At 38.7% G+C, this 12,406-nt stretch carries 10 protein-coding genes and 2 pseudogenes; 11 read left to right on the plus strand and 1 reads right to left on the minus strand.

Annotated elements, in window-relative coordinates; all coding sequences use genetic code 11:
* Nucleotides 1-138 precede the first annotated feature (138 nt).
* The 3 genes from dtd to EUBHAL_RS01635 all read left to right on the plus strand — a co-directional run bounded on the left by dtd (nucleotide 139) and on the right by EUBHAL_RS01635 (nucleotide 3,200).
* The gene (gene dtd / locus EUBHAL_RS01625) at nucleotides 139-585 is read left to right on the plus strand and encodes a D-aminoacyl-tRNA deacylase (protein WP_044921457.1); all 447 of its coding nucleotides are present in this window, start codon (nucleotides 139-141) and stop codon (nucleotides 583-585) included.
* A 210-nt stretch (nucleotides 586-795) separates the two neighbouring features.
* Nucleotides 796-2,010: an NADP-dependent isocitrate dehydrogenase gene (locus EUBHAL_RS01630; RefSeq protein ID WP_044921460.1), complete on the plus strand. Its 1,215-nt coding sequence runs from the start codon at nucleotides 796-798 to the stop codon at nucleotides 2,008-2,010.
* 302 nt (nucleotides 2,011-2,312) lie between these two features.
* On the plus strand, nucleotides 2,313-3,200 hold the full coding sequence (locus tag EUBHAL_RS01635) for a DUF2156 domain-containing protein (RefSeq protein WP_005344065.1): 888 nt from the start codon (nucleotides 2,313-2,315) through the stop codon (nucleotides 3,198-3,200).
* On the opposite strand, the pseudogene EUBHAL_RS16640 reads toward EUBHAL_RS01635, so the two are convergent.
* Nucleotides 3,149-3,319 (minus strand): annotated as a pseudogene (locus EUBHAL_RS16640) (DUF6783 domain-containing protein). The gene EUBHAL_RS01635 and the pseudogene EUBHAL_RS16640 sit on opposite strands and share 52 nt — an antisense overlap.
* On the opposite strand from EUBHAL_RS16640, the pseudogene EUBHAL_RS16645 reads away from it, so the two are divergent.
* The 8 genes and pseudogenes from EUBHAL_RS16645 to aspS form a co-directional block, all read left to right on the plus strand.
* Nucleotides 3,257-3,424 (plus strand): annotated as a pseudogene (locus EUBHAL_RS16645) (DUF6783 domain-containing protein); the annotation flags it as partial. The pseudogenes EUBHAL_RS16640 and EUBHAL_RS16645 overlap by 63 nt on opposite strands.
* 161 nt (nucleotides 3,425-3,585) lie before the next feature.
* On the plus strand, nucleotides 3,586-4,515 hold the full coding sequence (gene pyrB / locus EUBHAL_RS01640; protein ID WP_005344067.1) for an aspartate carbamoyltransferase: 930 nt from the start codon (nucleotides 3,586-3,588) through the stop codon (nucleotides 4,513-4,515).
* A complete protein-coding gene (locus tag EUBHAL_RS01645; protein WP_005344068.1) occupies nucleotides 4,502-4,924 on the plus strand; it encodes an aspartate carbamoyltransferase regulatory subunit in 423 nt (140 codons plus the stop codon). The genes pyrB and EUBHAL_RS01645 overlap by 14 nt, the downstream gene beginning before the upstream one ends.
* A 126-nt stretch (nucleotides 4,925-5,050) precedes the next feature.
* Nucleotides 5,051-7,327: a RelA/SpoT family protein gene (locus tag EUBHAL_RS01650; RefSeq protein ID WP_005344069.1), complete on the plus strand. Its 2,277-nt coding sequence runs from the start codon at nucleotides 5,051-5,053 to the stop codon at nucleotides 7,325-7,327.
* A 19-nt stretch (nucleotides 7,328-7,346) separates the two neighbouring features.
* Complete coding sequence (locus tag EUBHAL_RS01655) at nucleotides 7,347-7,994, plus strand: MBL fold metallo-hydrolase (RefSeq protein ID WP_005344070.1); 648 nt, start codon at nucleotides 7,347-7,349, stop codon at nucleotides 7,992-7,994.
* Between the two features lie 7 nt (nucleotides 7,995-8,001).
* Complete coding sequence (hemZ, locus tag EUBHAL_RS01660) at nucleotides 8,002-9,471, plus strand: coproporphyrinogen dehydrogenase HemZ (protein WP_005344071.1); 1,470 nt, start codon at nucleotides 8,002-8,004, stop codon at nucleotides 9,469-9,471.
* A gap of 61 nt (nucleotides 9,472-9,532) precedes the next feature.
* Nucleotides 9,533-10,129 carry an HD-GYP domain-containing protein gene (locus tag EUBHAL_RS01665; RefSeq protein ID WP_005344072.1) on the plus strand — a complete coding sequence of 199 codons (597 nt, stop codon included), beginning with the start codon at nucleotides 9,533-9,535 and terminating at the stop codon, nucleotides 10,127-10,129.
* Nucleotides 10,130-10,162: 33 nt separating this feature from the next.
* Nucleotides 10,163-11,956, plus strand: coding sequence for an aspartate--tRNA ligase (aspS, locus tag EUBHAL_RS01670; RefSeq protein WP_005344073.1), 1,794 nt, complete (start codon nucleotides 10,163-10,165; stop codon nucleotides 11,954-11,956).
* The last annotated feature ends 450 nt before the right edge of the window (nucleotides 11,957-12,406 follow it).

Consider the following 12,406-nt stretch of genomic DNA (forward strand, 5'->3'; position numbering starts at 1 on the left):
AAGCATTTAAACCGCCGCGACTAAAGTCACAAATATAGGGTATCGGTTCTCTTCCTGGGCGTCTGTCTCTTAATGAATTAAATAGAAAAATGTGCTATAGTGGAGTATATTTGATATAAATAAAGGATGGACAAAATTATGAAAGCAGTATTACAAGTAGTCACCCACGCCACCGTCCGAGTAGACGGCGGCATCACTGGTCAGATTGGCCCAGGATTATTAGTTTTTCTCGGTGTAGCAGAAGAAGACGAACAGGCAGATCTTGATAAAATTGTAAAGAAAGTTACGGAACTTCGAATCTTTAAAGATGATGCAGGAAAGACGAACCTTTCCCTTCAGGATGTGAATGGAGAACTTTTGATAGTTTCTCAGTTTACCTTACTTGCGGATTGTAAAAAAGGAAGAAGACCAAGTTTTGTAAAAGCGGGAAACCCACAGAAGGCAGAAGAAATGTATGAGGAGTTTATACGAGTATGTAAGGAAAAAGTGCCGAAGGTAGAACATGGTGTTTTTGGAGCGGATATGAAGGTAGAATTGTTAAATGATGGTCCGTTTACGATAGTTTTAGACAGTAAAGAGTTGTAAAAAAATGAATTGTCAGACAAAAAAACTTGCATTTTGTATGTGCTTTACTATATAATAACGAATAGCAGGTTTTGAAGAATAATTTGCTGTTTTAGGAAATTAAGTGAGAAGTCTGGGTAATGGCATTCTAGATAAAGCAAGTTCCAGGAGCTTCACAAGTTCAAATGAATGAAATGCAAATAATTGAGTGATATGGAAGGGAGATATACAATGGATAAGATTAAGATGACAACTCCATTAGTGGAGATGGATGGAGACGAGATGACCAGAATTCTCTGGAAGATGATTAAGGATGAGCTTCTGCTTCCTTTTATTGATTTAAAGACAGAGTATTATGATCTTGGTCTTGAATACAGAGATGAGACAAATGACCAGGTTACAGTAGATTCTGCATTGGCAGCTAAGAAGTATGGGGTAGCGGTTAAATGTGCTACCATTACTCCAAATGCAGCCCGTGTAAAAGAATATAATTTAAAAGAAATGTACAAGAGTCCTAACGGAACCATTCGTGCAATATTAGATGGTACAGTATTTCGTGCGCCAATCGTAGTAAAGGGAATCGAGCCTACTGTAAAGACATGGAAGAAGCCAATCACGATCGCAAGACATGCTTATGGAGATGTTTATAAAGCTTCTGAGATGAAGATTCCTGGGAAAGGTAAGGCAGAGATTGTATATACTGCAGAAGACGGAACGGAAACAAGAGAGCTGATTCATGAATTTGATGGTCCTGGTATCGTACAGGGAATGCATAACCTGAATGGTTCTATCGACAGTTTTGCGAGATCTTGTTTTAATTATGCATTAGAAACCCATCAGGATTTATGGTTTGCGACAAAGGATACAATTTCTAAGAAGTACGACCATACATTTAAGGATATCTTCCAGGATATTTACGATGCGGATTATAAAGAGAAGTTCGAGGAAGCTGGTATCGAATATTTCTATACATTAATTGATGATGCGGTTGCCAGAGTTATCCGTTCTGAAGGTGGATATATCTGGGCTTGTAAGAACTACGATGGAGACGTAATGAGTGATATGGTTGCGACTGCATTTGGTTCTCTTGCAATGATGACTTCCGTACTTGTTGCACCAGACGGAACAACAGAATACGAGGCAGCACACGGTACAGTACAGAGACATTATTACAAACATTTAAAAGGTGAAGAAACTTCTACAAACTCTGTTGCAACTATTTTTGCATGGTCAGGAGCTCTTAGAAAGCGTGGTAAGTTAGACGGAATTGATGAGTTAGTGACATTTGCAGATAAGTTAGAAAAAGCAACGATTGATACAATTGAGAGCGGAACAATGACAAAAGACTTAGCATTAATCACAACTTTAGAAAATGTAAACACAGTAAACAGCGAAGACTTTATTAAAGCAATCCGCGCTACTTTAGAGAATCTTTTAAATGCCTAAGGGTGTTTGAAAGATCATTTCCACAAATTGTAACGCATATCTGCAGAAAGCATTTTTCAAACAAGCTCGAGTAGAAAAGGTATTGTAATTTGCGGAAAAATAAGTTATATATAGTAAGATACATTTTGCACATGATTTATTGCATGAGTTACGGATAGATTTATATGTAATCCGTTTGGTGATTTGTAATCCAATATAATAAAAACCATGGTATCCTGAATTGATATAGAATGTAACAACGAAGAATACCGTGGTTTTATGTTGTAAATAACAAAGAGAAAATAGTAGAAAAGAGGTAGACTATGGATTTTCAGCCTGTAAAGGCAAGTGATAAAGAGATTATTGATAAATATATGAAAAAGGCAAATTCTCGAAGCTGCGATATGTCTTTTGCCGCAGTATATCTGTGGAAAGACTTTTATTTATTAGAGTATACAGTGTGTGAAGATATGCTGATTTTCCGCACAACGGAAGATGGCAGCAGTTACAGCTTTCCGATAGGGGATGCCAGCCCGGAAAAGGCTTTGCTTGCATTAGAGGCACATTGTAAGGAAAATGAAGAGCCTTTAAAGCTACATTGTGTATACAGAGAGAATGAGGCATGGCTTGAAGAACACATGCCAGGAAAGTTTGAAATCGAATTTGACAGGGATAGTGCAGATTATATTTATGAATGTGAGAAGCTGATTGGGTTAAAAGGAAAGAAATTTCATGGAAAAAAGAATCATGTTAATAAATTTATAAAGACTTATGACTGGGCTTATGAAAAAATAACTGATGATAATATTGATGATTGTCTTGCAATGTTATATAAATGGAAAGAAATAAACTGTGAGCCAGGGAATATAGAAAAACATGCGGAAGCCTGTGTTTCTGAGAATGCATTAAGAGAAAGAGAATTCCTTGGGTTAAAGGGAGGACTGATTCGTGCAGACGGAGAAGTGGTTGCTTTTGCAGTTGGGGAGCAGATTAATGAGGATACATTGGTTGTTCACATTGAAAAAGCATTTTCTGAAGTGCCGGGAGCATATGCGATTATTAACCAGCAGTTTTTGGTCCATGAAGCGGATGGGCTGAAGTATGTGAACAGAGAAGATGATGTAGGAGAGCCAGGACTTAGAAAGGCAAAATTATCCTATCATCCGGAATTTCTTGTAGAAAAAGGTTTTGCAAGATTAGAGCGTGTTTGAAAAATCATTCCTACAATCTGCACGCCCCAATTTGCGTTATATTTTGCCTTCATTCAGTTGACGTAGCCCGCTACGCTGCCCTCATTCAGGCGAAATCTCCCGCAAATTGTAACGCACATCTTGCAGAAAGCATTTTTCAAACACGCTCTAGTTTAAAAATATTGATAATTGTTTTGAAAATAGAAAGAAATCTGAATATTAACTGGATGGTAAGGCGTATTTGAAAAACTGCCCCGGCAATTTGTAAGATACAGTTTGTAGAAGGGGTTTTCTAAAATGAAAAGGAATAAAAATTCAAAAGAGTTCCCTTGACAGGAAAAGAATAAAAAGGTATATTAAAAAAAATTAACTGGCAAGGGCGCTGGTCACAACGAAGGAGGTCATTATGAGACATTTAATAGATCCGATGGATTTATCTGTAGAAGAAATTAATCATTTATTAGATTTAGCTGACGATATTATTCTTCATAAGGAGAAGTATCAGGAAGTTTGTAAGCATAAGAAATTAGCGACTTTATTTTTTGAACCAAGTACAAGAACCCGACTTAGTTTTGAAGCTGCCATGATGGAGCTTGGTGGTAATGTACTTGGTTTTTCTTCTGCCAATTCCTCTTCTGCCTCAAAGGGAGAGAGTGTTTCTGATACAGTAAGAGTTGTATCGGGTTATGCGGATATCATTGCAATGCGTCATCCAAAGGAAGGTGCACCATACGCGGCAGCAAGAAAACTTTCTGTACCAATTATTAATGCAGGTGATGGTGGACATAACCATCCAACACAGACTCTGACAGACCTTATGACAATCCGAAGAGAAAAGGGAAAACTTGATAATCTGACAATTGGTATGTGTGGAGACTTAAAGTTTGGTCGTACAGTGCATTCTTTGATTAAAGCGATGTCCCGTTATGAGAATATTAATTTTATTATGATTTCTCCAGAAGAGTTACGTCTTCCAGATTATATTATCAAAGATGTTTTTGAAAAGAAAAATATCAAGTACAAGGAAGTACGCACAATGGAAGAAGTTATGCCAGAGTTAGATATTCTTTACATGACAAGAGTTCAGAAAGAAAGATTCTTTAATGAGGCAGACTATATCCGCTTAAAAGATAGCTTTATCTTAGATGAGCGTAAGTTATTAGATGCGAAAGAAGACCTTTGCATTATGCATCCACTGCCACGAGTAAATGAGATTTCAACAAAGGTAGATGATGACCCACGTGCATGTTACTTCAAGCAGGCACTGTATGGTAAGTATGTAAGAATGGCATTAATCATGACTTTATTGGGGGTAAGCGCAGATGAAAATAGATAGTATTCAGAGTGGAATTGTTCTTGACCATATTAAAGCAGGAAAGAGTATGCAGATTTACAAATATCTTGGTTTGGATGATCTTGACTGCAGCGTAGCAATCATTAAGAATGCTTCCAGTAACAAAATGGGAAAGAAAGATATTATCAAAATCGCAGATAACATGGATTTAAATCTTGATGTTTTAGGATATATTGATCCGGATATCACAGTGTGCTACATAAGAGATGGCAAGATTGTTGAGAAGAAACATCTTGAATTACCAGAGAAGATCGTGAATATTGTTCACTGCAAAAATCCAAGATGTATCACTTCTGTAGAACAGGATTTAGATCAGGTATTTAAATTGACAGACAGAGAAAACAGAGTATACCGTTGTGCATACTGCGAATCGAAAAAAAGTGAATATTAATTCTTAAGGTTCTAAATGGGAGGTCACGCATGAATGTGTGGCCTCTCTTGCATATTGTGACGATTTGGTGTACAATTATTCTACTTTTATTTTATTATATCTTATGAGAAGCGTGGTGAGAAAGTAATGGAGGCCCAGAAACAAAAGTTAAAACGAACACAAAAAGAAATCAGTAAGCCGGAAGATTTCACCGATCCGGAAGTCTTATATGAGAAGTTGATAAATACCATTCGGGAATACCATCCATCTACCGACCTCTCTATGGTGGAAAAGGCATATAAACTTGCCAGAGATGCACACAAGGACCAGAAGAGGAAGTCGGGAGAGCCATATATCATTCATCCACTCTGCGTAGCAATCATTCTTGCAGAGTTAGAGCTTGATAAGGAGACAATCGTAGCTGGAATTCTTCATGATGTAGTAGAAGATACTACGGCAACTCTTGAAGATTTATCCAGAGAATTTAACGATGAAGTTGCTCTGTTAGTTGATGGTGTAACAAAACTGGGACAATTATCTTATTCTCACGACAAGATGGATCTGCAAGCGGAGAATTTAAGGAAAATGTTCCTTGCAATGGCAAAGGATATCCGTGTTATCCTGATTAAACTGGCAGACCGTCTGCATAATATGCGTACTCTGCAGTATATGAGACCGGAGAAGCAAAAGGAAAAAGCCAGAGAGACGATGGACATTTATGCTCCAATCGCTCACAGACTTGGTATTTCCAAAATAAAGACAGAGCTGGATGACCTGTCTTTAAAATATCTGCAGCCGGAAGTTTACAAAGACTTGGAGGAAAAGCTCCAGACAAATAAGGAAGGCAGAGAGAACTTTATTCAGTCGATTATTGATGAAGTCAGCAAGCATATTGAGGAAGCGGGAATCCGGGCAGAGATTGACGGAAGAGTGAAGCATTTATTCAGCATTTATAAAAAGATGCGTAATCAAAATAAGACACTCGACCAGATTTATGATATTTTCGCAGTAAGAATCAAGGTAGACACAGTAAAGGACTGCTATGCTGCGTTAGGTGTCATTCACGAGATGTATAAGCCGATTCCGGGAAGATTTAAGGATTATATCGCGATGCCAAAGCAGAACATGTATCAGTCCTTGCATACAACGCTGATTGGTTCTTCTGGAACACCTTTTGAGATTCAGATTCGTACCTTTGAGATGCATCGTACCGCCGAATATGGTATCGCGGCGCACTGGAAGTACAAAGAAGGCGGCGGCAACATTAATAAAGAAGAAGAGAAGTTAAGCTGGCTTCGCCAGATTCTTGAGTGGCAGCAGGATATGTCGGATAACAAAGAGTTTTTAACGATGTTAAAGACCGACCTGGATTTATTTACAGAGCAGGTATACTGCTTTACTCCACAGGGAGATGTTAAGACGTTGCCGGCAGGCTCCACACCGATTGATTTTGCTTATATGATCCATACAGCAGTCGGCAATAAGATGGTTGGTGCCAGAGTCAACGGCCGTCAGGTGCCGATTGATTATAAGCTGCAGAATGGTGACCGCGTTACAATCGTTACTTCCCAGAATTCAAATGGCCCAAGCCGTGACTGGCTGTCTATCGTAAAGAGTTCTCAGGCGAAGACGAAGATTAATCAGTGGTTTAAGACGCAGTTTAAAGAGGAGAATATCTCAAAGGGTAAGGAATTACTTGACCGTTACTGTAAGGCTAAGGGGCTTGTGATGTCTAAGTATATGAAGCCAGAATACCAGAAAAAATGTATGCACAAGTATGGACTGAAAAACTGGGATTCCATTCTGGCAGCAATCGGACATGGCGGATTAAAGGAAGGCCAGGTTATTAATAAACTTGTCGAGGAATATGACAAAGAGAATCGGAAAAATCTGACAGACCAGGATGCACTCAATGAAATTGAGGAAAAGAATAAAACAAAAGCTGTCGAGAAAGCACGAAGCAAGTCAGGAATTACTGTAAGAGGAATCCATGATGTTTCGGTACGCTTTTCTAAATGCTGTAGTCCGGTTCCAGGAGATGAGATTATTGGTTTTGTCACAAGAGGAAGAGGCATTTCTATTCACAGAACAGACTGCGTGAATATTTTAAGTATGCCGGAGGGCGACAGAGCAAGACTCATTGACGCAGAATGGGAAGAAGAAGCAGTAGAAAAAGGTGGCGAACTCTACATGACAGAAATCTGTCTGTATGCACATAACCGTACCGGAATTTTACTGGATATTTCTAAAGTATTTATGGAACTGAAAGTAGATATCAAATCTGTGTCAACGAGAACAAGTAAACAGGGGTTAGCAACGATCGTACTTTCTTTCGAAATTGGAGGAATCGACGATTTAAATCATATTATTAAAAAACTTCGAAACATTGAAAGTGTTATCGATATAGAAAGAAGTGCTGGTTAACCAGCGGAGGTATTTATTTATGGGACAGTTAAAAATCGTTTGTGCACAGTTAGGACCAATTGATACAAACACGTATATTCTAATGGATGATGAGATTAAAGAAGCAATTATCATTGACCCGGCAGGAAGCCCGGAAGAACTGATTAAGTTTTTGGAAGATGAAGGTTATTCTTTAGATGGGGTTCTTCTTACGCATGGACACCATGATCATATTGGAGCGTTAGAAGGATTAAGAGAACATTATGATCCGTGGAAGCTGCGCGTATATGCAGCAAAACCGGAACAGGAAGTTCTTATGGTAAAAGATTATAATTTAAGCACGATGTTTGGAGAAGGCTATACAACACATGCCAATATGATGATTGATGACAAACAGATTTTTGAGGTAACCTCAAAACATAAGTGCCAGTGTTTGTATACACCGGGACATACACTTGGAAGCTGCTGTTACTATTTTGCAGAAGAAGGCTGGCTTTTCTCTGGTGATACTCTTTTTGCAGGAAGTGTTGGAAGAAGTGATTTTCCTACCGGAGATGCACAGGCGCTTTTAAAATCTCTTAATCATGTAGTGATGAGACTGCCAGATGAAGTAATCGTATATCCGGGACATGGCCCATCTACTACAATCGGAGAAGAGAGAGAAACAAATCCATTTGTAGAAAGATAGAAGGAAAATGATTTATTTAATACAGAATGACCGTGAATATGATTATGATGTGCGCGCAATCGCATTGGCATTTTATGAGCGGACAAAGATTGTAGAAGTTACAAAAGAAGAATTTGAAGAGCAGGAATGGGAGAAGGATGACCTTCTCCTCACGCTTGTTTATACAAAAAAACGTATTCAGGGCTGGTTAAAAGGTAAAGTAGGAATAGAAGGAACAGAAGAAAGAGCAGTTTCGGAGGAAGTAGTCTGTGACTATGAAGATCACAAAGGCAGCCGTAATGCTGTATGCCGCTTTTTATACCGTTTGTTTGAAAAGTATACTGGAAGAAGTCTGCCATGGGGGATGCTTACAGGAATCCGTCCGACGAAGATTATTATGAAGTGGATGGAGGAAGAAAAAGATTCGGCAAAGCTTGAACAGCGTTTTCGGGAAACGTATCTGGCTGACCCGCAAAAAGCGAACCTTTGCCGCAGAGTGGCGCAGAGGGAAAAAGTATTATTAGAGTCACGACCATTTGAGAAAGAGTATAGCCTGTATATTGGAATTCCATTCTGTCCGACAACCTGCCTGTATTGTTCCTTTACTTCATTTCCAGTCTCTCGTTTTGGAGACAGGATGAGGGCATATTTAGATGCTTTATATAAGGAACTTGCCTTTGTGGCAAAACATCATAGAGATAAAAAGCTCACCACAATTTATATTGGTGGTGGAACACCGACTGCTTTAGATGAAGAATGCCTGTCAAAGTTAATGAACATGATTCATGAACTTTTCCCAGTAGAAGAAAGTGAAGAATTTACGGTAGAGTCCGGCAGACCGGATAGTATCACAAAAGAAAAGTTCCGTATTTTAAAAGAAGCGGGTGTTACAAGGATTTCTATTAATCCACAGACGATGCATCAGGAGACTCTTGATTTGATTGGCAGGGCACATACTGTAGAACAGACCAAAGAAGCATTTTTACTTGCAAGGGAATGTGGATTTGATAATATTAATATGGATATTATTACAGGACTTCCCGGAGAAAGCCTTTCCTATGTTCATGAAACTTTAGATGAGATATTTAAACTTCGTCCGGAAAGTCTGACAGTACATTCTTTAGCGATAAAAAGAGCAGCACATCTGAATATCGAGATGGAAAAATACCAGGGTATGGTGAAGGGAAGCACCAATGAGATGCTTCGACTTGTTGATGAATATGCCAGCAATATGGGAATGGAAGCATACTATATGTATCGCCAGAAAAATATTCCAGGTAACCTTGAGAATATCGGATATTGTGTTCCAGACAAAGAATGTTTATATAATATCTTGATTATGGAGGAAAAACAGGATATTATTTCCTGTGGGGCAGGAGCTAGCAGCAAATATGTATTTGAGCAGGGCAGAATTGAAAGAACAGAGAATGTGAAAAATCTGGATCATTATATTAACCGAATTGATGAGATGATTGACCGAAAGAGGAAATATCTCTAGTGTACTGACTCATTGACGAAATGTGAATGAGACAGCATACTAAATTAAAAGAGGAAATACTATGGCATTTGATTATGATGGGACGCATGATTTAGAGACTTCGCTGCAGGATTCTTTTGGAGAGGCGATTCTTCATGGGGTTGTTGTCAGTAATCTGGCATCATTTGTGGCCAGAGAGATGGCACTTTCAGAAGAACAGTGCCATAATCTTGCGATAGCGGGAATGCTGCATGATATAGGCAAATTGCGTCTTCGTTCTTATGTATATGAGGAAAAAGAGGCAAAACTGAATATAGATGAACTTAGATATGTAAGACTGCATCCTTCTTTAGGTTATGCCATTTTAAAAGAACATGGTTATACAAAGGAGATTTTGACAGCGGTATTATATCATCATGAAAATGCAGATGGGAGCGGTTATCCCAATAACCTGAAAGGGGAGGAGATACCATTAGGAGCCCGCATACTTCGTGTATGTGATGCGTTTGGTGCGCTAATTGCCAATCGCCCTTATAGAAGTGCGTTCGACATTGAAACTGCAATATCTATTATGATTGAAGAAGTGAAAAACTTTGATATGAGAGTTTTTTTAACTTTTCAAAAAGTAACTCAGTCAGAAGATATGAAAAATATGCTGACAAGACTGGGGATATCTTAATATATTATTTTACTATTTTAGGAGGAAAATAAAATGGCTGAATCCATGAAAGGATTGAAACGATCCCATAGATGTACAGAAGTTTCCAACGAGAATATCGGGGAAACTGTCACCCTGATGGGATGGGTACAGAAAAGAAGAAATCTGGGAAGTCTGATTTTTGTTGACTTACGTGACAGAAGCGGCTTAATCCAGTTATATTTTGATGAGGAGACAATCGGTGAAGAAGGTTTTAAAAAAGCTGCCTCTTTAAGAGCTGAATTTGTTATCGCTGTAACCGGAACTGTAGAAAAACGAAGCGGAGCAGTGAATGAAAACCTTGAAACAGGAGACATCGAAGTGAAGGTAGACAGCATTCGTATTTTATCCGAATCTGAGACACCGCCTTTCCCAATTGATGCAGATATCACAGTAAAAGACGAACTGCGTCTGAAATATCGTTTTCTTGATTTAAGACGTCCCAATATCCAGAAAAACCTCATGATGAGAAGCAAGGTGGCAACACTTACAAGACAGTTCCTTGCTAATGAAGGGTTCTTAGAGATTGAGACACCTATGCTTACAAGAAGTACACCAGAGGGAGCAAGAGATTATCTTGTACCAAGTCGTGTACATCCAGGAAGTTTCTACGCTCTGCCACAGTCACCACAGCTCTTTAAACAGCTTTTAATGTGCTCTGGCTATGACCGTTACTTCCAGCTTGCAAGATGTTTCCGTGATGAGGATTTACGAGCAGACCGTCAGCCGGAATTTACACAGATTGATATGGAGTTATCTTTTGTAGATGTAGATGATGTTATTGATGTAAATGAAAGACTGCTTGCATATTTATTTAAGTTATGTCTGAATGAAGAAGTATCTTTACCAATTCAGCGTATGACATGGCAGGATGCTATGGACTACTATGGTTCTGATAAACCAGATCTTCGTTTTGACATGAAGATTCAGGATGTATCTGAACTTGTAAAAGACTGTGGATTTGGTGTATTTACAGGAGCAATAGAAAATGGCGGTATGGTTCGTGGGCTTTGTGCCAAAGGACTTGGTGATGTTTCCAGCAAAAAGATGAAACACATCGAAAAAACAGCAAAAGATTATGGTGCAAAAGGATTAGCTTATATTCAGCTTAAATCCGATGGAACTGTAAAATGTCCATTCTCTAAATTTATGTCTGAGGAAGAACTTCAGGCTCTGATTCAGGCTATGGGTGGAGAAACAGGAGACTTATTAGTATTTGCAGCAGATAAGTTCAAAGTTGTTTGCGATGTACTTGGTGCGCTCCGTCTTAAATTTGCAGAAGAACTGAATCTTCTTGACAAATCCGAATACCGCTTTGTATGGATCACAGAATTCCCATTGCTTGAGTGGTCTGAGGAAGAGAACCGTTACACAGCAATGCACCATCCATTCACTATGCCTATGGAAGAAGATTTAGATATGATTGACACTGAACCGGGCAAAGTGCGTGCAAAAGCTTATGACATCGTTTTAAATGGTACAGAAATCGGTGGAGGTAGTGTCAGAATCCACCAGAACGACATTCAGGAGAAAATGTTCGAATGTCTTGGTATTTCCAAAGAACAGGCACAGGAGAAGTTTGGCTTCCTCTTAGAAGCGTTCAAATACGGTGTACCACCACACGCAGGGCTTGCATATGGTCTTGACCGCCTTGTAATGCTTATGACTAAGGAAGATACTATTAGAGACGTTATTGCGTTCCCTAAAGTAAAAGATGCTTCCTGTCTGCTTACAGATGCTCCGAATACGGTGGATGATAAACAGTTAGAAGAACTCTGTTTGGAAATCGAGATTCCGGAGAAGGAATAGTAATTTGCTGCAGGCAAGACAGACGCCCTCAGAAAGATAAAGGAGCCCTATTTGTGACTTTAGTTGCTGCAGGTAGAATGTTCGCTTAAAGCGCTCGCATCCAACCCGCAGTGATAGAGTCATAAATATAAGGTATCTGCCCACTTTGGGAGCGTCCCCTTTGCCTGCGGAAATTATTATTAAAAAGTGCTTGACGTAATGGCTTGCTTGTGATAATATAATATCCGTTGCACATGAGAAACACATTTTTGAAAAGAAAATGTAACTGATTTGAAAAGAAAATTAAAAACTTCTTGACAGATTAGAAATCATGTGTTAATATATAAAAGTTCGCATCGCAGAAAACAAAATCTTCGAAAAAAAGATGAAAAAGTTGTTTTTTGAAAAAGTTCTTGACAAGAATGAAGTGATGTGATAAAATATAAAAGCTTTCGTGAAAAAAGAAAGCTT

The organism is Anaerobutyricum hallii DSM 3353 (genome assembly GCF_000173975.1).
GTDB classification, from domain to species: domain Bacteria; phylum Bacillota; class Clostridia; order Lachnospirales; family Lachnospiraceae; genus Anaerobutyricum; species Anaerobutyricum hallii.

Bases quoted from the DNA above. Each gene is read 5' to 3' on its own strand.
- dtd (WP_044921457.1), top strand. From the start codon at position 139: ATGAAAGCAGTATTACAAGTAGTCACCCACGCCACCGTCCGAGTAGAC.
- EUBHAL_RS01630 (WP_044921460.1), top strand. From the start codon at position 796: ATGGATAAGATTAAGATGACAACTCCATTAGTGGAGATGGATGGAGAC.
- EUBHAL_RS01635 (WP_005344065.1), top strand. From the start codon at position 2,313: ATGGATTTTCAGCCTGTAAAGGCAAGTGATAAAGAGATTATTGATAAA.
- pyrB (WP_005344067.1), top strand. From the start codon at position 3,586: ATGAGACATTTAATAGATCCGATGGATTTATCTGTAGAAGAAATTAAT.
- EUBHAL_RS01645 (WP_005344068.1), top strand. From the start codon at position 4,502: ATGAAAATAGATAGTATTCAGAGTGGAATTGTTCTTGACCATATTAAA.
- EUBHAL_RS01650 (WP_005344069.1), top strand. From the start codon at position 5,051: ATGGAGGCCCAGAAACAAAAGTTAAAACGAACACAAAAAGAAATCAGT.
- EUBHAL_RS01655 (WP_005344070.1), top strand. From the start codon at position 7,347: ATGGGACAGTTAAAAATCGTTTGTGCACAGTTAGGACCAATTGATACA.
- hemZ (WP_005344071.1), top strand. From the start codon at position 8,002: ATGATTTATTTAATACAGAATGACCGTGAATATGATTATGATGTGCGC.
- EUBHAL_RS01665 (WP_005344072.1), top strand. From the start codon at position 9,533: ATGGCATTTGATTATGATGGGACGCATGATTTAGAGACTTCGCTGCAG.
- aspS (WP_005344073.1), top strand. From the start codon at position 10,163: ATGGCTGAATCCATGAAAGGATTGAAACGATCCCATAGATGTACAGAA.